General features: G+C 72.1%; 22 protein-coding genes. 7 read left to right on the top strand and 15 right to left on the bottom strand.

The genetic code is table 11. The features are described 5' to 3' along the window. Positions 1 to 4 precede the first annotated feature (4 nt). Positions 5 to 1,045 (bottom strand): ribose-phosphate pyrophosphokinase, encoded by a 1,041-nt coding sequence (locus tag JQC91_RS13585; RefSeq protein WP_203287466.1) that lies wholly within the window; start codon positions 1,043 to 1,045, stop codon positions 5 to 7. Between the two features lie 109 nt (positions 1,046 to 1,154). Here JQC91_RS13585 and JQC91_RS13580 point away from each other — a divergent pair, with 109 nt between their 5' ends. From JQC91_RS13580 to JQC91_RS13570, 3 genes are all read left to right on the top strand, one after another. Then, complete coding sequence (locus tag JQC91_RS13580) at positions 1,155 to 1,751, top strand: 2-hydroxychromene-2-carboxylate isomerase (RefSeq protein ID WP_203287610.1); 597 nt, start codon at positions 1,155 to 1,157, stop codon at positions 1,749 to 1,751. Positions 1,752 to 1,765: 14 nt separating this feature from the next. Beyond that, positions 1,766 to 2,479, top strand: a complete 714-nt coding sequence (locus tag JQC91_RS13575; RefSeq protein ID WP_203287464.1) for an alpha/beta hydrolase — start codon at positions 1,766 to 1,768, stop codon at positions 2,477 to 2,479. An 83-nt stretch (positions 2,480 to 2,562) separates the two neighbouring features. Next, positions 2,563 to 2,817 (top strand): glycine zipper 2TM domain-containing protein, encoded by a 255-nt coding sequence (locus JQC91_RS13570; protein ID WP_203287462.1) that lies wholly within the window; start codon positions 2,563 to 2,565, stop codon positions 2,815 to 2,817. A gap of 34 nt (positions 2,818 to 2,851) precedes the next feature. On the opposite strand, the gene JQC91_RS13565 is transcribed toward JQC91_RS13570, so the two are convergent. From JQC91_RS13565 to JQC91_RS13540, 6 genes are all read right to left on the bottom strand, one after another. After that, the gene (locus JQC91_RS13565) at positions 2,852 to 4,306 is read right to left on the bottom strand and encodes an ABC transporter substrate-binding protein (protein WP_203287460.1); all 1,455 of its coding nucleotides are present in this window, start codon (positions 4,304 to 4,306) and stop codon (positions 2,852 to 2,854) included. 132 nt (positions 4,307 to 4,438) lie between these two features. After that, complete coding sequence (locus JQC91_RS13560; protein WP_203287458.1) at positions 4,439 to 5,011, bottom strand: SCO family protein; 573 nt, start codon at positions 5,009 to 5,011, stop codon at positions 4,439 to 4,441. After that, on the bottom strand, positions 5,011 to 5,580 hold the full coding sequence (locus tag JQC91_RS13555; protein ID WP_203287456.1) for a hypothetical protein: 570 nt from the start codon (positions 5,578 to 5,580) through the stop codon (positions 5,011 to 5,013). The genes JQC91_RS13560 and JQC91_RS13555 overlap by 1 nt, the downstream gene beginning before the upstream one ends. A gap of 5 nt (positions 5,581 to 5,585) precedes the next feature. Then, entirely contained in the window at positions 5,586 to 6,026 is a 441-nt protein-coding gene (locus JQC91_RS13550) for a hypothetical protein (protein WP_203287454.1), read from the bottom strand. 83 nt (positions 6,027 to 6,109) lie between these two features. Further along, a complete protein-coding gene (gene nth / locus JQC91_RS13545) occupies positions 6,110 to 6,757 on the bottom strand; it encodes an endonuclease III (RefSeq protein ID WP_203287453.1) in 648 nt (215 codons plus the stop codon). A 31-nt stretch (positions 6,758 to 6,788) separates the two neighbouring features. Beyond that, on the bottom strand, positions 6,789 to 8,045 hold the full coding sequence (locus tag JQC91_RS13540; protein ID WP_203287451.1) for an acetylornithine deacetylase/succinyl-diaminopimelate desuccinylase family protein: 1,257 nt from the start codon (positions 8,043 to 8,045) through the stop codon (positions 6,789 to 6,791). A 62-nt stretch (positions 8,046 to 8,107) separates the two neighbouring features. Between JQC91_RS13540 and JQC91_RS13535 the strand changes: the two genes are divergently transcribed. Both JQC91_RS13535 and JQC91_RS13530 read left to right on the top strand, forming a co-directional pair. Then, the gene (locus JQC91_RS13535; RefSeq protein ID WP_203287449.1) at positions 8,108 to 8,398 is read left to right on the top strand and encodes a hypothetical protein; all 291 of its coding nucleotides are present in this window, start codon (positions 8,108 to 8,110) and stop codon (positions 8,396 to 8,398) included. Further along, positions 8,395 to 8,661, top strand: a complete 267-nt coding sequence (locus JQC91_RS13530; RefSeq protein ID WP_203287447.1) for a hypothetical protein — start codon at positions 8,395 to 8,397, stop codon at positions 8,659 to 8,661. The genes JQC91_RS13535 and JQC91_RS13530 overlap by 4 nt, the downstream gene beginning before the upstream one ends. 4 nt (positions 8,662 to 8,665) lie before the next feature. Here the strand turns inward: JQC91_RS13530 and mnhG are convergent, their stop codons facing one another. The 8 genes from mnhG to JQC91_RS13490 form a co-directional block, all read right to left on the bottom strand. Then, on the bottom strand, positions 8,666 to 9,028 hold the full coding sequence (gene mnhG, locus JQC91_RS13525; RefSeq protein ID WP_203287445.1) for a monovalent cation/H(+) antiporter subunit G: 363 nt from the start codon (positions 9,026 to 9,028) through the stop codon (positions 8,666 to 8,668). Continuing rightward, positions 9,025 to 9,357, bottom strand: a complete 333-nt coding sequence (locus JQC91_RS13520) for a cation:proton antiporter (RefSeq protein ID WP_203287443.1) — start codon at positions 9,355 to 9,357, stop codon at positions 9,025 to 9,027. Before JQC91_RS13520 ends, mnhG begins: the two co-directional genes overlap by 4 nt. Beyond that, complete coding sequence (locus JQC91_RS13515) at positions 9,354 to 9,827, bottom strand: Na+/H+ antiporter subunit E (RefSeq protein ID WP_203287442.1); 474 nt, start codon at positions 9,825 to 9,827, stop codon at positions 9,354 to 9,356. Before JQC91_RS13515 ends, JQC91_RS13520 begins: the two co-directional genes overlap by 4 nt. After that, positions 9,824 to 11,350, bottom strand: coding sequence for a Na+/H+ antiporter subunit D (locus tag JQC91_RS13510; protein WP_343069976.1), 1,527 nt, complete (start codon positions 11,348 to 11,350; stop codon positions 9,824 to 9,826). The genes JQC91_RS13515 and JQC91_RS13510 overlap by 4 nt, the downstream gene beginning before the upstream one ends. Beyond that, complete coding sequence (locus tag JQC91_RS13505) at positions 11,347 to 11,709, bottom strand: Na+/H+ antiporter subunit C (protein ID WP_203287440.1); 363 nt, start codon at positions 11,707 to 11,709, stop codon at positions 11,347 to 11,349. Before JQC91_RS13505 ends, JQC91_RS13510 begins: the two co-directional genes overlap by 4 nt. Further along, entirely contained in the window at positions 11,709 to 12,143 is a 435-nt protein-coding gene (locus tag JQC91_RS13500; protein WP_203287438.1) for a Na+/H+ antiporter subunit B, read from the bottom strand. Before JQC91_RS13500 ends, JQC91_RS13505 begins: the two co-directional genes overlap by 1 nt. 10 nt (positions 12,144 to 12,153) lie before the next feature. Then, positions 12,154 to 14,409, bottom strand: a complete 2,256-nt coding sequence (gene mbhE / locus JQC91_RS13495) for a hydrogen gas-evolving membrane-bound hydrogenase subunit E (protein ID WP_203287436.1) — start codon at positions 14,407 to 14,409, stop codon at positions 12,154 to 12,156. A 75-nt stretch (positions 14,410 to 14,484) separates the two neighbouring features. Then, a complete protein-coding gene (locus JQC91_RS13490) occupies positions 14,485 to 15,513 on the bottom strand; it encodes a hypothetical protein (RefSeq protein WP_203287434.1) in 1,029 nt (342 codons plus the stop codon). A 68-nt stretch (positions 15,514 to 15,581) separates the two neighbouring features. Here JQC91_RS13490 and deoC point away from each other — a divergent pair, with 68 nt between their 5' ends. Beyond that, a complete protein-coding gene (gene deoC / locus JQC91_RS13485; protein ID WP_203287432.1) occupies positions 15,582 to 16,595 on the top strand; it encodes a deoxyribose-phosphate aldolase in 1,014 nt (337 codons plus the stop codon). Positions 16,596 to 16,653: 58 nt separating this feature from the next. Further along, positions 16,654 to 18,969, top strand: coding sequence for an aldehyde dehydrogenase family protein (locus JQC91_RS13480; RefSeq protein WP_203287410.1), 2,316 nt, complete (start codon positions 16,654 to 16,656; stop codon positions 18,967 to 18,969). Positions 18,970 to 18,984 lie beyond the last annotated feature (15 nt).

Raw genomic sequence — 18,984 nt, 5'->3', positions numbered from 1 at the left:
GGGGCTACGCGTCGGCGCGCTCCCGCGCCATGCCGCCGGGGTAGCGGCTCTCGTAGAGGGGCTCGAGCGTCTCGTTGTCGAAGAGCGACGACACACTGGTGCCGTTCCAGATGTTGAGGATCGCCTGCCCGAAGACCGGCGCCGTGGGCACCACGCGGATGCGCTTGCAGCCCTGCACGGGCTTGGTTGGCGCGATGGTGTCGGTGATCACGAGGCTCTCGAGGTTGGAGTTGGTCACGCGCTCCACCGCGGGCCCCGACAGGACGCCGTGCGAGATGTAGGCGTGCACCTCCGTGGCCCCCGCCTCCAAGAGCACGTCCGCCGCCTTGCACAGCGTCCCGGCCGTGTCGCAGATGTCGTCGACGATCAGGCAGCGCTTGCCCTTCACGTCCCCGATCACGGTCATCCCCGCGACCTCGCCCGCCTTCTCGCGGCGCTTGTCGACGATCGACAGCGGCGCGCCGATCCGCAGCGCCAACTCCCGCGCGCGGGCCACGCCGCCCACGTCGGGCGAGACGACCATCACGTCGTCCATGCCGCCGCGGAAGTGGTGCATGATGTCGAGCGCGAAGATCGGCGCGGCGTAGAGGTTGTCGACGGGGATGTCGAAGAAGCCTTGGATCTGGGCGGCGTGCAGGTCCATCGTCAGCACCCGCTCGATCCCCGCGCCGACCATCATGTTGGCCACGAGCTTGGCCGAGATGGGCGTGCGCGCCTTGGTGCGGCGGTCCTGCCGGGCGTAGCCGAAATAGGGGATCACGGCGGTGATGCGCGCCGCCGACGAGCGGCGCAGCGCGTCGGCCATGATGACCAGCTCCATCAGGTGGTCGTTGGCCGGGTTCGACGTCGACTGCAGGATGTACATGTCCTCGCCGCGGACGTTCTCCCAAACCTCGACGAAGATCTCGCCGTCGGCGAACCGCTCGACCCGCGCGTCCACGAGGCCGACCTGCCGGCCTTGGTGCATGGAGATGCGCCGCGCGACCTGCTGGCCCAGCGGCGGGTTGGACGTCCCGGCGATGATCTTGGGTTCGGGGCTGGTCATGGCTGCGCTCTCCGCGATGGGGCCGACTCGCCCCCGTCCCTGTTGCGCGGGGCCTAGCAGCCGGGCAGGGAGGCGGCAAAGCCCGACTGCCCCCACGGAAGGAAACATGATGCCCCGGATCGACTACTACTTCGCGACGGTCTCGCCCTACACCTACCTCGCGGGGACCCGGCTGGAGGAGGTCGCGGCCAAGCACGGGGCCGAGATCGCCTACAAGCCGCTCGACGTGATCGCGCTGTTCGGGCGCACCGGGGGCACGCCGCCGGGACAGCGGCACGAGAACCACCAAGTGTGGCGCCTGCAGGAGATGCGGCGGCAGGCGAAGAAGCTAGGCATGCCGATCAACCTCAAGCCCGCGCACTGGCCGACGAACCCGGCCCCCTCCTCCTACGCGGTGATCGCCGCGATCCACGACGGGTCCGGCGACGTGGGCGCGCTGGTCCACGGGCTGTGCCGCGCCTGCTGGGCCGAGGAGTGCGACATCGCGCAGGACGACGTGATCCGCGACTGCCTGTCGGCGGCGGGGTTCGACCCGGCGCTCTCGGACAAGGGGATGCTCGCCGGGGCGGAGGAATACGCGCGCAACCTGGAGGAGGCGGTCGCCGCCGGGGCCTTCGGCGCGCCGTTCTACGTCGTCGGCGACGAGCGGTTCTGGGGGCAGGACCGCATCGCCGACCTCGACCTGCACCTCGCGGGCGACCTCTGAGCGGGGGAGGGGGCGTGGCCCGCGCCGACGGGCCGATCCTCGCGCTGCACTGCATGCTGGCTGCCGGCTCGGCGTGGCGCGGGGTCGGCGCACATCTCGACCGACCGCTCCTCCGGCCCGACCTGCCGGGCCATGGGCGGACGCCCTACGCGGGCGGCGACTGGATGTCCGAGGCGGTGGCCGTCGCGCGGGCGGCGGGGCGGCCGCCCTTCGACGTGGTCGGACATTCGATCGGCGGCTGCGTGGCCTTGGCGCTGATGGCCGAGGGGCTCGTGCGCCGCGCCGTGCTGATCGAGCCCGTGACGTTCGCCGCCGCGGGCCCCGCCGCCCGCGAGGCCCACGTGGCGGAGATGGCCCCCTACGAGGCGGCCCGCGCGGCGGGGGACGCGGAGGGGATGCTCGCGGCGTTCCACGGGCTCTGGGGGGACGTGCCCTTGGCCGCGTTGCCGCAGGCGGCGCGCGTCTACATGCGCGACCGCGTGCATCTCGTGGCCGAGACGGCGCCCGCCCTCGTGGACGACGTCGGCGGCGTGCTGGACCGCTTGCCGGACGTGCCCGTCACCTTCGTGGCGGGCGAACGGGCCGCGCCGGTGGTGCGCGCCATCCGCGACGGGCTGGCCGCACGGCTGCCGCGGCTGGAGGCGCGCGTGATCGCGGGGGCGGGGCACATGGCCCCGCTCACCCACCCGGAGGCCGTCGCGCGGGTCGTGGCGGAGGCGCTGGCCTAGGCGGCTCTCCGCCGACCGGGCGATGAGCGGGAACCCCCATATTCGTCAACAGGTTGGGCAGCCACCTGAAAGGGAGACCGCACATGAAACCTCTTGCATTGCTCGCGCTCGCCGCACTCGTCGCGGGCTGCCAAGCCAACCAAGGCGCCCTGACGGGCGCCGCCGTGGGCGCGACCGCGGGGGCCACCTTGGCCGACAGCGACGACCAGATCGAGGCCGCCATCGCGGCCGGGGCCATCGGGGCCGCCGTCGGCAACGCCGTCACGCGGCCCACCGGGGCGGAGACCTGCCGCTACCAGCGGCCCGACGGCTCGACCTACGTGGCCGCCTGCCCGTGAGGGCGACGGGGGCGGCCGCGCCGCCCCCGCACCGTCACTCCGACCAGGACGCCCCGGTCAGGTCGTTGGCCTGCGTCGGGGCGTTCTCCCACAGCCCCTCGATCCGCGCGTCCTGCACGCCGGTACGGGCCAGCTGGAACAGGTAGGCGTTGACGTGCTCGTCGGCGATCATGCGCTGGGCCTGCTGCAGCAGGGCGCGGCGCTGCTCCGGGTTCGCCTCGGCGTCGAGCTGCTCCATCAATGACTGGAAGGCCGGGCTGTCGTAGCGGAAGTAGTAGTCGGGCCGGGCGTAGATGTTGATGTCCATCGGCTCGGTATGGCTGACGATGGTCAGGTCGTAGTCGCCGCCCCGGAACACCTGCTCCAGCCACTGCGCCCATTCGACGTTCTGGATCTCCGTCTCGATGCCCGCGTCGCGCAGCTGGCTGGCGACGATCTCCCCGCCGCGCCGGGCGTAGGACGGCGGCGGGAGCATCAGCGACAGGGCTTCGCCGTCATAGCCGGACTCCGCCAGCGCGCTCGCCGCCGCCTCCGGGTCGAAGCCGTTCTGCTCCGTCAGGTCGAGGTAGTCGGGGTTGTGCGGCGCGAAGTGGGTGCCGATGGGCGTGCCGTAGCCGAACATCGCGCCGTCCACGACGGCCTGCCGGTCCACGGCGCGCGTGATCGCCTCGCGCAGCTTGGGATCGAGACGCTCGTTGTTCATGGCGAGGATGGTCTCGCCCTCGGTCGAGCCCACGACCACCTCGAAGCGGGGGTCCGCCTCGAACTGCGCCAGCGTCTCGGGCGAGGGGTAGCCCGGGAAGGCGTCGAGGTCGCCCGCCATCATGGCGGCGAAGGCGGCGTTGGGGTCGGAGATGAACTTGAAGGTGGCCGACTTCAGCGCGGGCGCCTCGCCCCAGTAGTCGGGGTTCTCGACCAGCTCCACGCGGTCGCCCTGCACCCACTGGCCGAACTTGAACGGCCCCGTGCCCACGGGGTTCGTGGCGTTGGTCTCCGCGCTCTCGGGCGCGACGATCACGGCGTCGCCCCACGCGAGGTTGAAGGGCAGGTTGCCGTTGGGCTGCGAGAGCGTGATGCGGACAGTGGTGCCGTCGACGGCCTCGACGCTCTCGATCCCCTCGAACAGCACCTTCTGCGCGTTCACGCTGTCCTCGGCCCGCGCGCGGTCGAGGCTGAACACCACGTCGTCGGCGGTGAAGGCGGTGCCGTCGTGGAAGGCCACCTCGTCGCGCAGGGTGAAGGTCCAAGTCAGGCCGTCCTCCGAGACCTCCCAGTCGGAGGCGAGGCCCGGCTGGATCGACCCGTCGGGGCCGAACCGCGTCAGGCCCTCGAACACGTTGGCGTAGACCACCTCGTCGATGGCCGCCGCCGCGCCCGCCGTCGGGTCAAGGTTGGGCGGCTCCAGCTGCATGCCGAGGGTGATGTCGGTCGCTTGGGCGAGCGCTGTGGTGGCCGTCAGCAGGAGCGCGGCCGTGGCGGTGCGGATCATGTGGGTCCCTCCCCGTGGGTGCGGGACGAGGCTAGCGGGGGGGCGTGGGGATCGGCAAGCCGGGACGTCGGGGCCGGGGGCGTCCGGTGGGCCTCGGCCACCGCTCCCCCCGTCCGTGCGCGGGGGCCCGCCTCACCCGGCGTAGCCCCGCACGATCTCGACCATCGCCTCCGGGGCGAGGATCGGCGGGAGCAGGGTCAGGAACGCGCCGTCCCCGTCCAGCACGAAGATGTGGCTGCCATGGGCGTAGACCGCCCCGCCCAGCGGCTCCTCGAACAGGAGCGTGCGCTCGACGTGGAAGAGGTCGCGCACATGGGCGAGGGACTCCTCGCTGCCCGTCAGCCCCGTCAGGCCCGGCGCGTAGGTCGCCAGCGCCGGCCCCATGCTCTCCACCGTGTCCCGCGCGGGATCGACCGTGACGACCAAGGGCGCCACCTCGATGCCCTCGGCGGCGAGGTCGGCGGCGAGGTCGGACATGGTGGGCAGGGCGACCGTGCAGATCGCCTCGCAGGTCGCGTAGCCGAAGAACAGCAGTTGCACCCGCCCCGCCGGGTCCGCTTGGGTGCGGGCCTGCCCGTGATGGTCCGTCAGCGCCCACTCCCCGCCGAAGGACGGGAACGGGGTGTCGGTCGCATCCGTCAGGAGCGTGGCCTGCTGCGCCCCCGCCGGGAGGGCGAGGGCTACGAGGAGGGCGGCGACGCGCATCAGAACCAGTCCTCGAGGAACGCCTCCTCCACGGGGCTGTCGGCGCCGAAGCCCAGCCAGCCCTCCTCCGCGATCTCGGCCTGCACCCGCGGGTCGCGCCGGAACCACGGACCGGACCCCTCGGCGCCGGGGTTCCGCTCGGCCCACGCGTCGGTCCACTTGTTGGCCCTGGTCCATTCCTCGTCGCCCTGCGCGCGGATGCGCTGGATCAGGTAGACGTTCCGCGCGCCGATCTCCTCGTCGGTGATGAGCAGGCCGTCCACCTCGACCGCCTGTCCGCAGAAGGGCAGCAGGTCGGTCACCGCCCCGTTGAACGCCGACTGCGCGTTCTTGAGCACGAGGACCATCACGTCGTCCTCCTCGCGCACGAGGGCCAGTTGCCGGTCGCCGCCACCGCAGTTGTCGGCGCAATCACCGGAGAGCGCGCAGAGCGGGTCGGTCACGGTGGCGGCGAACCGGGCCTTCGACTCGCCGAAGAGGCCCCACTCTCGGGCCTCGGAGCCTTCCGAGAAGTCTTGGGCGAGGGCGGGCGCGGCGGCGAGGGCGAGGGGGAGCAGATAGCGGATCATGGGCGTCACTCCGGGTCCGGGATGGCGAAGCCGGGGATGACCCCGAAATCCTCGTGGGTGGCGTTCACGATGTCCATGTCGGCCGTCACCTCCTCGACCACGATGTAGTTGAGGCCGTCGCGGACGTAGAGCATTCCGTCCGCCGTCACCGTGTGGGACGCGATGTTCAGGAGCGTGTCGCCGCCCGCCGTGTCGTCGTCGCCCTCGATCTTCAGGACCATGTAGACGGTGCCGTCCTCGGCCAAGAGGCCCACGGGGATGCCGCCCGCGCTGCACCAGAGCGCGCAGGTGTGGTGCGCGCTGCCGACCACCGCGTCGGGGCCGCCCATGACGCCGGAGAAGTAGCACCACGTGTCGATCACCTCGCCGGTCACTTGGACGCGCTCGCCCGTGGCGGCATGCGCGGGCGCGGCGAGGAGGGCGGCGGCGATGAGGGGCCTGAGCATGGGCGTCTCCGGGTTGGGTCGCCCGAGTGAAGCGCGGGGGAGGGGCCTGCGTCCAATCACAATCGACCTACGGTCCCGTGCCCTCACCCCGCGACCCGCTTGTCCTCCCACTCGCACAGGTCCGCCACGGGGCAGGCCCCGCACTTGGGCGCCCGCGCCCGGCAGACCTTCTTGCCGTGGTTCAGGATCAGCACGTGCCCGTCCATCCCGAACCCCTCCGGCAGCCGGGCCTCCAAGCTCTCGGCGGTCTTGGCCTCCGTCTTCCCCTCGGCCAGCCCCGTCCGGTTGCAGACCCGGTGGACGTGCGTGTCCACGGCGACCACCGCCTCGCCGAAGGTGAAGTGCAGCACGATGTCCGCGCATTTCCGCCCCACGCCGGGCAGCGACATCAGCCCTTCGCGGGTGCGCGGCACGCGGCCCCTGTGCTCCTCCAGGAGAGCCGTGCACATCCTCCGCAGGTTGCGCGTCTTCATGTTGTAGAGGCCGCAGGGCCGGATGGCCGCCGCGATCTCCTCGTCGTCCAAAGCGAGGATGCCCCGCGGCGTGGCCGCCAGCGCGAAGAGCGCGCGCGAGGCGGCGGCGGTGTTCCGGTCGAGCGACTGCGCCGACAGCATGCAGGACACCACCGAGCGGAAGGGCGAGCGCCCCTTCTTCACGGTGGGCGCCTTCACGCCGGGCTGGGCTTCGCGAAGGCGCTGCATGAAGGCGAGGCGGTCGGGGGCGGAGAGCATGGCGGGGAGGGTAGGGCGGGGGGCCGTCCCGTCATCCTCGCAGCAGGCGCCACCCCGCCAGCGCGATCACCTGCGCGGCCTGCGTCATGTCGCGGACGCCCACCCACTCGTCGGGCTGGTGCGCGAGCTCCAAGTGGCCCGGCCCGTAGGCGATGCAGTCCTTCAGCCGCCCGATCCGGTCGATGTGCTTCTGGTCGTAGGTGCCGGGTGAGAGCACGTGCTCCGCCTCGCGCCCCAGCACCTCGTCCACGGCGCCCCGCACGGCGGCCACCACCGGCGCGTCGTCCGGGGTGCGTGAGGGGTGCACCTCGAACAGGTCGCGGATCTCGTAGCGAAAGTCGGGGCGCTTGGCGCGCACCCGCTCCATGAGCTGCGCCACCTCCGCCTTCACCGCCGACAGCTCCTCCTCCGGCAGGAAGCGCCGGTCGATGGTCAGCACGCAGCGGTCCGGGACGCAGGCTGACGGCAACCCGTCGTAGCCCTCGGGCTGCACCGGCTCGCCGCCATGCACGGCGTTGAGGTTCAGCGTGGACGCCCGCGCGCCCTCGGGCACCACCGGCTCGGGCGTGCGGCGTCCCTCCAGCAGCGGGAATAGCGTGGCCTCCATCTCGTCCAGCACCGCCCCCATGTGCCGCACCGCGCAGTCCCCGAGGAAGGGCATGGAGCCGTGGGCGATCCGCCCCTTCGTCTCGATCTCCGCCCACCAGACGCCGCGATGGCCGAGGCAGATGCGCCCCGGGTCCAGCGGCTCGGGGATGATGACGTGATCCACCCGCTCGTAGCGCCCGAGCTGCGCGAGGTGGGCCACGCCGCCGTAGCCGCCCGATTCCTCGTCCGCCGTCAGCGAGAGTTCCACCGCGCCGTGAGTCATGTATCGCGCCAGCGTCTCGGCGGCGATCATGGCCGACGCGATGCCGCCTTTCATGTCGCAGGTGCCGCGGCCCCAGACCCTGCCGCCGTCGATCTCCCCGCCGAAGGGGTCGCGGGTCCAGCCGTCCCCCACCGCCACCACGTCGTGATGGCCGTTGAGGTGCAGCACCGGGCCGGGCCCCGCCTCGTGACGCACCAGCACGTTCCAGCGCGGGAAGTCCTCCGAATCCCCCGGCGCGCCGAGGGCGCGGATCATCTCCACGTCCCAGCCGAGGCGGCGGTAGCGCCCCCCGGCCCACTCGCAGATGTCGCGGTAGTGCAGGCCCGGCGGGTTGAGCGTCGGCATCCGCACCATCTCGGCGCAGAGGGCGGCGCATTCGTCCTCGCGGGCCTCGATCTCGGTCAGCAGGGAGTTCATGGGCCGACCCTCCCCGCCGGACGAGGTGGTGGCAAGGGTGTCGAGCGCCTATCTGCCCGCCCATGGACCTGTCGCTCGCCGGACCCGTGGCCGTCTTGGCCGCCATCGCATGGGCGGTGCCGTGGGGCCTGTCCCACGTCCTGCCGCCGACCGGGCGCGGCGTCCTCGCCACGCTTGCGCTCTCGATCCTCCTCGTCGGCCTCGCGGGGGCGTGGGTCTTCGCATGGCTCTACGGCGACGCGGCGGAGGTGGTGCGCGCCGCCGCGCCGTGGCACTTCGCGTCCCTGTCCGCCAAGGCGGCGATCATCTGGGGGCCGATCGTGGTCCTGACCGCGACGAGGAGAGGCGCATGAGCCTGCTGCTGCGACTGGCGATCCTGCTGCTGATCGCCTGCACAATCACCTATGTCTGCGTGTTCTACTGGCTGCGCGCGGGCGCGCGGGACCGCCTGATCGCGGAGTGGGAGCGCGGCGGCACCAACCTCGCGCGGGAGACGCATCTGGAGGTCGGGCTGCGCCGCTGGTCGCGCCGGACGCGGCGGTGGCTGCCTTGGGCGACCTACGGGGTGCCGATCGCGGCGACGGCGGCGCTGGTCTACTGGATCAACTACGCCTGACGGCTCAGTCCCCGCCGGGCGTCCCGTGGTGGCGGACCCCCAGCTTGGCGCGGGCGTCGGGGTCGATCACCGTCGGCTCCCACAGCTTCACGCCCGAGCGGAACGCCGCCCGGCCGATCATGTGCGCGGCCACCGGCGCGGTGAGCATCAGGAAGAGCACGATGGCCACCGCGCGCGCGATGGTCGACGCGTCCCCGAACCCCACCGCCACGGCCGCCATCACCAGCCCCGAGGCCAGCGTCCCGGCCTTGGTCGTCGCGTGCATCCGGATCAGCACGTCGGGCAGGCGCAGGATGCCCAAGCCCGCGATCAGCGCGAAGAACCCGCTCAGCAGCACGAGGGCGGAGAGCACCCATTCGAGGATCACGGCGCGTCCTCCTGGATCTCGGCCGCGCTCTTGAGGTCCGCCGCGTCCGCGCGGCGCACCCGGCGCTCGATGAAGCGGGCGAGGGCCACGGTGGCGAGGAAGCCGATCAGCGCCAGCACCACGGCCACGTCGAGGAACGCCGTCGAGCCGGTGTCGAGCGCGTAGAGCCCGCAGAACGTCACGATCAGCACCGTCATCGTGTCCAGCGCCACCACCCGGTCGGGCAGGGACGGCCCCTTGAGGAGCCGCAGGAAGGCGAGCACGACCGCCGCCATCACCAGCACGAAGCTGATCTGGATCGAGACCTCGAGGACCGGCCAGTCCCTCATGCCAGCGCCTCCCGCACCCACCGCTCCATCCCGTTCTCGATCTGGTCGCGGATCTCCTGCGGATCGTCCGCGAACATCGCGTGGACGTAGAGCGTGTTGCAATCCTCCGTCACGTCCAGCGACAGCGTACCGGGCGTGAGCGAGATCAGGTTCGTCACCAGCAGCACCTCTGCCTCGCCCTCGGCCTTGAGGGGGACCGAGACGATGCCGGGGCGCGAGCGCTGCGTGGGCGTCAGCACGTCCCACGCCACTTGGAAGGACGACACGATCAATTCGTAGTGGAACAGGACGATCAGCTTCAGCCAGCGCCAGACCCGCCCGTGATAGGTCGAGCCGGGGAAGAGCGACTGCACCACCCAGAGCGCGACGAAGCCGAGCGCGAAGCCCGTCGCCAGCCCGCCCACCGTGAACGTTCCCATGAGCGCGGCCCACGCAACCGCGAGCAGGATGTTGAGGAGGAAGAGGCTCATTCCGTCACCTCCGGCGCGGGCAGGGCGTCCGGCCCCAGCACCGCCGATACATAGGACGTCGGGTCCAGCAGTTCGACCGCCACCCGCTCGGCCAGCGTCAGGAACGGCTGCGGGACGAGGCCGATGATGACGGTCATCGTTGCCAGCGCCGCGATGGGGATCAGCATGGCGGCCCGCTGCGGCGCGTCGATGGTCCGCAGGGACGGGACCGCCCCCGTGGGATGCGGCTTCCAGAAGGCGCGGCCCCAGATCTTGGTCATCGAGTAGATCGTCATAAGGCCCACGGCGAGCGCGGCGAAGGCCACCCACCACAGTTCGACGTCCATCGACGCCTTCACCAGCACGTACTTCGCCCAGAAGCCCGACAGCGGCGGGAAGCCCGCGAGGCTGAAGGCCGGGATCAGGAACAGCAGGCCGAGCAGCGGCGTGCCCTTGTAGAGCCCGCCGATCCGGTCCAGCTCCGTCCCCCCCGCCACGCGGTCGGCCACGCCGGAGATGAGGAACAGGTTCGCCTTCACGATGATGTGGTGCACGAGGTAGAACGCCCCCCCCGCCAGCGCGAGCGGCGTCATCAGCGCGAGGCCCAGCACCATGTAGCCGATCTGGCTGACGATGTGGAACGACAGGATGCGGCGGAAGTCGGTCTGCGCCGCCGCGCCCAGCACCCCCGTCACCATCGTCGCCACGCCGACCCAGAGCAGGATGCCGTGGGTGAAGGGCACGTCCTGGTCGAAGACCAGCGTGAACATCCGCATCAGGGCATAGACCCCCACCTTGGTCAGCAGCCCGGCGAAGACGGCCGAGGTGGCAAAGGCGGGCGTGTGGTAGGAGGCGGGCAGCCAGAAGTAGAGCGGGAAGACCGCCGCCTTCACCCCGAAGCCCACCATGAACATCAGCGCGATCAGCGTGACGATCCCGTCCTCGTTGCCGTGCAGGGTGACGTGCAGGTCCGCAAGGTTCAGCGTGCCGGTCGTGCCGTAGAGCAGGCCGATCCCCGACAGGAACAGGATCGTGGAGACGAGGTTCAGCGTGACGTACTTGATCCCCGCGTCCAGCTGCACCCGCCGCCCGCCCATCACCAGCAGACCGAAGGACGAGATCAGCATCACCTCGAACCAGACGTAGAGGTTGAACAGGTCGCCCGTCAGGAACGCCCCCGTGACGCCCGCCAGCAGCACTTGGAACAGGGCGTGCCAGCCCAGCTGCTCCAGCGGACGGTCGATCTCGGCAGTCGCATAGAGCGCGACGGCCAGCCCGGTGATCGCCGTGATGACCACCATCACCGCCGAAAGGGTGTCGGCCACCAGCGTGATCCCGAAGGGCGCGGCCCAGCCGCCCATCTGCGCCGCCACCGTCCCGCCGGCCAGCACCTCGCGCAGCAGGACCGCGGCGGCGGCCAGCGACACGGCGCTGCCCGCGACGGACACCCACCGCCCCTCGCCGCCGTGGCGGAACAGGAACGCCAGCACGGCCGTCAGGAACGGCACGATCAGCGGCGCGGTGAGCAGCAGCGCAGCGGTCACTTCGGCTCCTCGCGCGGCTCGGCCAGCCGCATCTCGTCGGAGTCGAGCGTGCCGAGGTTCTGGTAGCCGCGGTAGACCAGCGTCAGCGCGAAGGCGAAGAGGCCGAAGCCGATCACGATGGCCGTCAGCACGAGGGCTTGGGGCAGGGCGTTCGCCACCAGCCCCGTAGGCGCGTCCGTGCGGTACTCGATCAGCGGCGGCGCCTGCGGGGTCAGGCCGCCGCTCGCGAAGATCACGAGGTTGGCCGCGTTCGACAGCAGCACCAACCCGAAGATGAAGCGCAGCACGTTGCGCGCCAGCATGAGGTAGACGGAGGCCGTCACCAGCACGCCGATCATCAGGGCGCTCAGCACCTCCATCAGACCTCCTCCTCCAAGGCGAAGACGAGGGTCAGGATCGAGCCCATCACCACGAGGTAGACCCCGATGTCGAAGACCAGCACCGTCGAGAGCGGCAGGCCCTTGTCGTACTCGTCCACCGGGTCGGCGCCCACGAAGAGCCACTGTCCGGTGAAGAGCGCGTCGCCGAAGAGGAAGGCCGAGACGCCCGCCAGCAGCGCGATCCCGAGGCCCGCGACGGCCAGCGTCTGCGGCTCGACCCGGAGCGCGGCTCGCGCCTTGGAGCAGCCATGCGCGATGGCGTAGAGGATGAACCCCGTCGAGCCGATCAGCCCGCCGATGAAGCCGCCGCCCGGCTCGTTGTGGCCGCGTAGCAGCATGAAGATCGAGAACACGAGCAGGAGCGCCACGAGAAGGCGGGTCGCCGCGCGGATGATGAGGGAGGTGCCCGTCACTGAATCGTCCTCATGGGTCGTTCCTGTAGCGGGTCCCGCGCAGCAGCGCGTAGGCGGCGATGGCGGCCACCGCGACGACCGCGATCTCGCCGAACGTGTCGAGCGCGCGGAAGTCCACGAGGATGACGTTGACGATGTTGCGCCCGTAGGCCTCGGGGTAGGACGCGATCTCGTAGTAGTCGGTGATCCGCCGGTCCACCGGCACCGCCAGCACGAGCAGCATCACCGCCGTCGTCCCGATCCCGAGCAGGGCGGCGAGCGCGAGGTCCCAGAGCCGGACGCTCCGCACCCGGTCGGGATCCAGCGGCGGCAGCTTCAGCATTGCGACCGCCACGAGCACGACGATCAGCGTCTCGACGAGCAGCTGCGTGATCGCCACGTCCGGCGCGCCGAAGATGATGAAGATCAGCGCCACCCCGATCCCCACCACGCCAAGCGCCGCGATGGCCGTCATGCGGCTGTCGGTGAAGGCCGTCACCAGCGCCCCCGCCGTCACGAAGATCAGCACCGCCCAGTGCTTCACCTGCAGGTCGCCCCAATCGACGGCCACGGTGGGCACGAGCCCCGTGCGCCAGAAGCCCGCGATGAGCGTCACGGCCAGCGCGGCGAAGGTGACGAAGATGTAGCGGCGCAGCACCCCGGTCTGGATCGCGTTCGTCAGCCCCTTCGACCCGGCCGCCACCGCGTCCATCAGCCTGTCCCAGCCGGGATCGAAATGGACCGGCGCGCGCGCGTCCGCGCGGGCCAGCCCGTCGCGCAGCCGCCCGTGGAAGAGGTAGAACAGGACGCCCGTGACCAGCGTGACGACCGACAGGATCAGCGCGGGCTCCACCTGCTTGAAGAGGTAGAGGTCCACCTCCAGCGGCGTGCCCGCCACCGCCGAGGAGGCCGCGAAGATCATCGGCTCCGCGAGGTCGGGCAGCACGCCCAGCGTCAGCGCCAGCAGCCCGAGGGCCAAGGGCGCGGCCAGCATCTGCCACGGCCCCTCGTGCGCGTCCGGGTGCGAGAGCCTGCCGACGAAGGGCCGCCACCCCGAGATCAGCGCCGCGCAGACCATCAGCGCCGAGGCCGCGAAGGCCGCCGCCAGCGGCCAGAGGAACGGGCCGCCATACCCGGCGCCGAACCCCGCCTTGTAGAGCCATTCCTTGCCCACGAAGCCCACCAGCGGCGGGATCCCCGCCATCGACAGGATCGCCAGCAGCGCGCAGAGGAACGTCACCGGCATCCTGCGCGCCAGCCCCCGCAGCACGCGCGCGTCCCGCGTGCCGGTCCCGTGGTCGACGATCCCGATCATTAGGAACAGCGCCGCCTTGTAGAGCGCGTGGACCAGCAGGAAGAGCATCGCGCCCTCCAGCGCGTACTCCGTCCCCAGCCCGAGGAAGAGCGTCAGCGTGCCCAGCGCCATCAGCGTCGTGTAGGCCAGCACCTGCTTGATGTCGGTCTGGCGCACGGCCAGCAACGAGGCGAACACCGCCGTGACCCCGCCCGCGATCATCAGGGTCCAGCCCCACACCTCGGTGCCGCCCAAGCTGGGCGTCATCCGGGCCATCAGGTAGACCCCGCCCTTCACCATCGTGGCCGAGTGCAGGTAGGCCGAGACCGGCGTCGGCGCGGCCATCGCGTTGGGCAGCCAGAAGTGGAACGGCACCTGCGCCGACTTGGTGAAGGCGCCGGCCAGCACGAGGATCAGGATGGGCAGGTAGAGCGCATGGCCCGTCAGGTCGCCCAGCTCGCTGATCCTGAGCGTCCCGGCGGCGGTCCCGATCAGCACGATCCCCGCGAGGAAGGCGAGGCCGCCGGTTCCCGTCACCACAAGCGCCTGCAGGGCGTTGCGCCGCGATTTCGGGTCGTCCGACGAGTAGCCGATCAGCAGGTAGGACGAGATCGTCGTGATCTCCCAGAACACGAACAGCGCGAGCAGGTCGTCGGCCAGCACCAGCCCCAGCATCCCGGCGGTGAAGGCGAGGAAGTAGAGGCAGAACCGCGCGTAGTGGTCGTCGCCGCCGAGGTAGGAGGACGCGTAGAGCGCCACCCCCGTCCCGATCCCGGTGATGAGCAGCGCGAAGAGCAGCGACAGCCCGTCGATCCTGAGCGCCAGCTCCACGTCCAGCGAGGGCACCCACGCGACGGACCAGTCGATCACGCCGCCCGCGCCCACCTCGGGCAGCATCCGGGCGAAGAGGACGAACAGCGCGGCGGGGATCAGGATGGAGACCCACCCTGCCGGTCCCCCGAGCGGGGGCCCATGCGACGTCTTCGCGGCCATCCGGTCCCGCCCCTTGCTGCGTGGCAGGACACATAGGGGGGCGGTGGGGGGCTGCAAGCGTTTCCGGGGGCGCCGTCAGCCGCCCCCGCCACCGGTCCCGCGCAAGGCGCTGGCCGCGCGGGGAAACCATTCCGCGAACGGCGCGACGACCGCGTCGGTCGTCGCCAAGGCGGCCCCGCGGGCCGCGAGGCGGTCCACCGCCCCGGGGGTCGCGCCGATCCCGTCGTCGGCCCGGGCCGCGTCGCCGTCCGCCCAGCCCAGCCGCGCGACGCGGGCGTGGATCGTCCCCATGCGCGCGGCCGCCAAGAGCACGGCCATCCGCACGAGCATCGGGCTCGTCGCAACTCCCCCGGCCCGCAGCGCCTCTACGCTCTCTGCGGCGTCGGGCGTCCAGTGCTCGTCCGCCAGCAGCCAAGCCACGTCCTCGACGCCGGCGCGGCGCCCCACGACGTCCCAGTCGAACCAGACCACCCGACCGTCCGGCCGCACCACGGCGTTTCCGGTCCGCGCGTCCCACCGGGTCGGATGCGCGGGCGCCGCGTCGATCGCGCGGGCCAAGGCGCCGAAGTCGCAGGCCGGCGGAGCGATCCTCAGGTCGTGCGAGAGGAAGGCGGGGCGCGACACGAAATCGTCGGTCCACCCGCTCCGCGTCCCCAGGCCCGGCAGCCGACCGGCGAGTTGGGGCAGGCGGGCGAGACGCTTGCGGCACGCCTCTAGCGCGGCCACCGCCGCGCCGCCCAAGGCGACGCGATCCGCGTCCGGGGCGGCGAGCGCGACCGAGAGGCGCGCGCCCTCGACCCGCTCCTGCAGGAGGAGCCCGTCGTGATGGCCCACCGCCTTGGGCACCGGCGCGCCCGCGCGGGACAGCGCGTGCAGCACGACCGCCTCGGTCGCCGTGCGCGCGGGCGTCGCGCGCCGGGTGGCGATCATGCGCCGCCCGTCCGACAGCACCACCTCCGCCGAGCCGCGCCCGGCGCCCCCAGGCAGTTCGATGGACGCGACGCCCAGCCCCGTGAGGCGGCGCACCCGCTCCGAGATCCATGCCGCCGTGCCGGGCGTGCACGCGCCCGGGGCGGTCGAGGGGGCGGCGGTCGAGGTCGGCATCGCGTCCTCCGTGGCGCCGGGCGGGACGACCGGGCCGTGGCGGCACGGTTGCACCCCGCCGGACGCCCATGCAACGAGTCGGGTCGAACCGAACCGTCTCGTCCGATCCTTGCCGATCGGCCCCGGAGGCCCCCCTGTCCGACCTCGCCCGAAACCCCGTCCGCCCCTACGACCCCTCCTTGGTCGAGGCGGTGCGCGTGAACACCCCCGCCACGCTGCGCCGCGCCGCCACGCTGCCCGCGCGCCGCTCGGTCAAGAAGGACTGGCAGGCCGCGTGGCTCTGCCGGGCGGTCTCGCTGATCGACCTGACGACGCTGTCCGGCGACGACACGGAGGCCCGCGTCCGCCGCCTCTGCGCCAAGGCGCTGCAGCCGGTTCGCCCCGACCTGCTGGAGGCGATCGGGATGGACGGCCTGACCGTCGGCGCGGTCTGCGTCTACCACGAGATGATCCCGGCGGCGGTGAACGCGCTCGGCAACCGCCTGCCCGTCGCCGCCGTCGCGACGGGCTTCCCGGCGGGCCTGTCGCCGTTCCACCTGCGCCTCCGCGAGATCGAGGAGAGCGTGGCGGCGGGCGCCAAGGAGATCGACATCGTCATCTCCCGCCGCCTCGCGCTGGCCGGCCGGTGGGAGGAGATGCACGACGAGATCCGCCAGATGCGCGAGGCCTGCGGCCCGGCCCACATGAAGGCCATCCTCGCCACGGGCGAGCTGGGCTCGCTCCGTACCGTGGCCAAGGCATCGACGGTGGCGATGATGGCGGGCGCGGACTTCATCAAGACCTCCACCGGCAAGGAGGGGGTCAACGCGACGCTGCCCGTCAGCCTTGTGATGATGCGCGCGATCCGCGACTGGGAGCGGGCGACGGGGTTCAAGGTCGGCTACAAGCCCGCCGGCGGCATCTCCAAGGCGAAGGACGCGGTGAGCTACCTCGCGCTCCTCAAGGAGGAGTTGGGCGACCGCTGGCTGCGCCCCGACCTGTTCCGCTTCGGGGCGTCCTCGCTCTTGGGCGACATCGAGCGGCAGTTGGAGCATCACGTGACGGGCCGCTACTCGGCGGCGCACCGGCACGCGCTGGCGTAAACGACCGGGGCGCTGCCCCGGACCCCGGAGTATTTCCGGAACATCGAAAGGGCAGGGCATGACCGTCCGGGAGAAGTTCGAGAGCATGGAATGGGGACCGGCGCCCGAAGGGCGGGACGAGGTCGATGCGTGGCTCGACGCCCGCGGGCGGCGGTTCGGGCATTGGATCGGCGGCGCGTGGACCAAGCCCGCGGGAGCCTTCGAGGTGTCCGCGCCCGCCACGGGCGAGGTGCTGGCCGAGGTGTCGCAGGGCACGGCGGAGGACGTCGCGGCGGCGGTGAAGGCGGCGCGCAAGGCACAAGGGCCGTGGGCCAAGGCCTCCGACCACGAGCGTGCCCGCGTCCTCTACGCCATCGCGCGGGGTCTGCAGAAGCACGCGCGGCTCTTCGCGGTGCTGGAGACGCTCGACACCGGCAAGCCGATTCGCGAGGCGCGCGACATCGACGTGTCGCTGGCCGCGCGCCACTTCTACCACCACGCGGGCCACGCCGCCCTGCGCGCCGAGATCGTGCCCGGCGCCGAGCCGTGGGGCGTCTGCGGCGCGGTGATCCCGTGGAACTTCCCCCTCCTGATGCTGGCGTGGAAGGTCGCGCCCGCCTTGGCGATGGGCAACGCCGTGGTGCTGAAGCCCGCCGAATGGACCCCGCTCACCGCGCTCATGTTCTGCGAGGTGGCGCAGCGCGCGGGCCTGCCGGACGGGGTGCTGAACGTCGTGACCGGGGACGGCGCGACGGGGGCGGCCCTCGTGGACGCCGAGGTCGACAAGATCGCCTTCACCGGCTCCACCGAGGTGGGGCGCCGCATCCGCGCGGCCACCGCCGGGCGGGGCCTCGGCCTGACGCTGGAGCTGGGCGGCAAGTCCCCCTACGTCGTGTTCGAGGACGCCGACATCGACGGGGCCGTCGAGGGGCTGGTCGACGCGATCTGGTTCAACGGCGGGCAGGTCTGCTGCGCCGGGACGCGGCTGCTGGTGCAGGAGGGGATCGCCGCAGACCTCACCGCGCGCCTCAAGGACCGCATGGCCCGCATCCGCGTGGGCGACCCGCTGGACAAGGCCGTCGACATGGGCGCGATGGTCCATCCCGACCACAAGGCGAACGTCGAGGCGATGCTGGCCCGCACGGGCGGCGAGGTGCATCGCGGCACCGCGCCCGACGGCTGCTTCCTGCCCCCGGTCCTCGTCACAGGCCTCGGGACCGAGGACGTGCTGATGCGCGAGGAGGTGTTCGGCCCGGTGCTGGCGATGACCACCTTCCGCACGCCGTCCGAGGCGGTGCAGCTGGCCAACGACACGGTCTACGGGCTTGCGGGCTCCGTCTGGAGCCAGGACATCGACCACGCGCTCGACACCGCGCCCAAGATCCGCGCGGGCATCGTGTGGGTGAACGGCACCAACATGATGGACGCCGCCGCCCCCTTCGGCGGCATGAAGGAGAGCGGGTTCGGGCGCGAGGGCGGGGTCGCCGGCCTCCACGCCTACCTGCGGCCCGCGCGGGGCGGGAAGCTCAAGCCGGTCAAGCGGTTCGAGGCCGCCGCCGACCCCTTGGGCGACGCGGTGGACCGCACCGCCAAGATGTACGTGGGCGGCAAGCAGGCGCGGCCCGACGGGGGCTACACCCGCGCGGTGGCGGGGCCCAAGGGCGTCGTGGGCGAGGTCGGCATCGCCAACCGCAAGGACGTCCGCAACGCCGTCGAGGCGGCGGTGGGGGCCAAGGGCTGGTCCGCCGCCACCGCCCATCTGCGGGCGCAGATCCTCTACTACCTCGCGGAGAACCTGTCGGTGCGGGGGGCGGAGTTCGCCAGCCGGATCAAGGCCCTGACGGGCCGCGACGGGGAGCGGGAGGTCGACGCTGCCGTGGCGGACCTGTTCCGCTGGGCGGGCTGGGCCGACAAGAACGACGGGCGCACGGTGCAGGTGCCGATGCGCGGGCTGGCAGTCAGCCAGAACGTCCCCGTGGGCGTGATCGGGGCGCTCGCGCCCGAGGACGCACCGCTGGCCGGGCTGTGCCGGATCGTGGGCGCGGCGCTGAGCATGGGCAATCGGCTGGTCCTCGTGGCGTCCGAGACGGCACCGCTGGTGGCGACGGATTTCTACCAAGTCCTCGAGACCAGCGACGTCCCGGCGGGCGTGGTCAACGTCCTGACGGGCGACCACGCCGACCTCGCGCCGCATCTGGCGGGGCACTACGGGGTGGACGCGGTGTGGTCCTTCTCGGAGGCGGACCTGTCGGCGGTCGTGGAGCGCGAGGCCGCGCGCGACCTCAAGCGGACATGGGTGAACGATCGCACCGCGACCGACTGGGCGGGGCCGTCCGGCCCGTGGCTGCGGGCGGCGACGGAGGTCCAGACGATCTGGGTGCCGTTCGGCACCTGAGTCGCCGACGGCGGG

This window comes from Jannaschia sp. Os4 (genome assembly GCF_016820245.1).
Lineage (GTDB): Bacteria > Pseudomonadota > Alphaproteobacteria > Rhodobacterales > Rhodobacteraceae > Jannaschia.
Note: the sequence above shows the minus strand (reverse complement) of the source record. Positions and strands in the feature narration are given on the sequence as shown.

Coding starts and splice junctions, on each gene's coding strand:
- JQC91_RS13490 (WP_203287434.1), bottom strand. CDS start 15,513: ATGCCGACCTCGACCGCCGCCCCCTCGACCGCCCCGGGCGCGTGCACG.
- JQC91_RS13530 (WP_203287447.1), top strand. CDS start 8,395: ATGAGCCTGCTGCTGCGACTGGCGATCCTGCTGCTGATCGCCTGCACA.
- JQC91_RS13480 (WP_203287410.1), top strand. CDS start 16,654: ATGACCGTCCGGGAGAAGTTCGAGAGCATGGAATGGGGACCGGCGCCC.
- JQC91_RS13515 (WP_203287442.1), bottom strand. CDS start 9,827: ATGAGCCTCTTCCTCCTCAACATCCTGCTCGCGGTTGCGTGGGCCGCG.
- nth (WP_203287453.1), bottom strand. CDS start 6,757: ATGCTCTCCGCCCCCGACCGCCTCGCCTTCATGCAGCGCCTTCGCGAA.
- JQC91_RS13560 (WP_203287458.1), bottom strand. CDS start 5,011: ATGCGCGTCGCCGCCCTCCTCGTAGCCCTCGCCCTCCCGGCGGGGGCG.
- JQC91_RS13580 (WP_203287610.1), top strand. CDS start 1,155: ATGCCCCGGATCGACTACTACTTCGCGACGGTCTCGCCCTACACCTAC.
- JQC91_RS13520 (WP_203287443.1), bottom strand. CDS start 9,357: ATGAGGGACTGGCCGGTCCTCGAGGTCTCGATCCAGATCAGCTTCGTG.
- JQC91_RS13540 (WP_203287451.1), bottom strand. CDS start 8,045: ATGAACTCCCTGCTGACCGAGATCGAGGCCCGCGAGGACGAATGCGCC.
- JQC91_RS13585 (WP_203287466.1), bottom strand. CDS start 1,045: ATGACCAGCCCCGAACCCAAGATCATCGCCGGGACGTCCAACCCGCCG.
- mbhE (WP_203287436.1), bottom strand. CDS start 14,409: ATGGCCGCGAAGACGTCGCATGGGCCCCCGCTCGGGGGACCGGCAGGG.
- JQC91_RS13535 (WP_203287449.1), top strand. CDS start 8,108: ATGGACCTGTCGCTCGCCGGACCCGTGGCCGTCTTGGCCGCCATCGCA.
- JQC91_RS13570 (WP_203287462.1), top strand. CDS start 2,563: ATGAAACCTCTTGCATTGCTCGCGCTCGCCGCACTCGTCGCGGGCTGC.
- JQC91_RS13555 (WP_203287456.1), bottom strand. CDS start 5,580: ATGATCCGCTATCTGCTCCCCCTCGCCCTCGCCGCCGCGCCCGCCCTC.
- JQC91_RS13505 (WP_203287440.1), bottom strand. CDS start 11,709: ATGGAGGTGCTGAGCGCCCTGATGATCGGCGTGCTGGTGACGGCCTCC.
- JQC91_RS13565 (WP_203287460.1), bottom strand. CDS start 4,306: ATGATCCGCACCGCCACGGCCGCGCTCCTGCTGACGGCCACCACAGCG.
- deoC (WP_203287432.1), top strand. CDS start 15,582: ATGCAACGAGTCGGGTCGAACCGAACCGTCTCGTCCGATCCTTGCCGA.
- JQC91_RS13550 (WP_203287454.1), bottom strand. CDS start 6,026: ATGCTCAGGCCCCTCATCGCCGCCGCCCTCCTCGCCGCGCCCGCGCAT.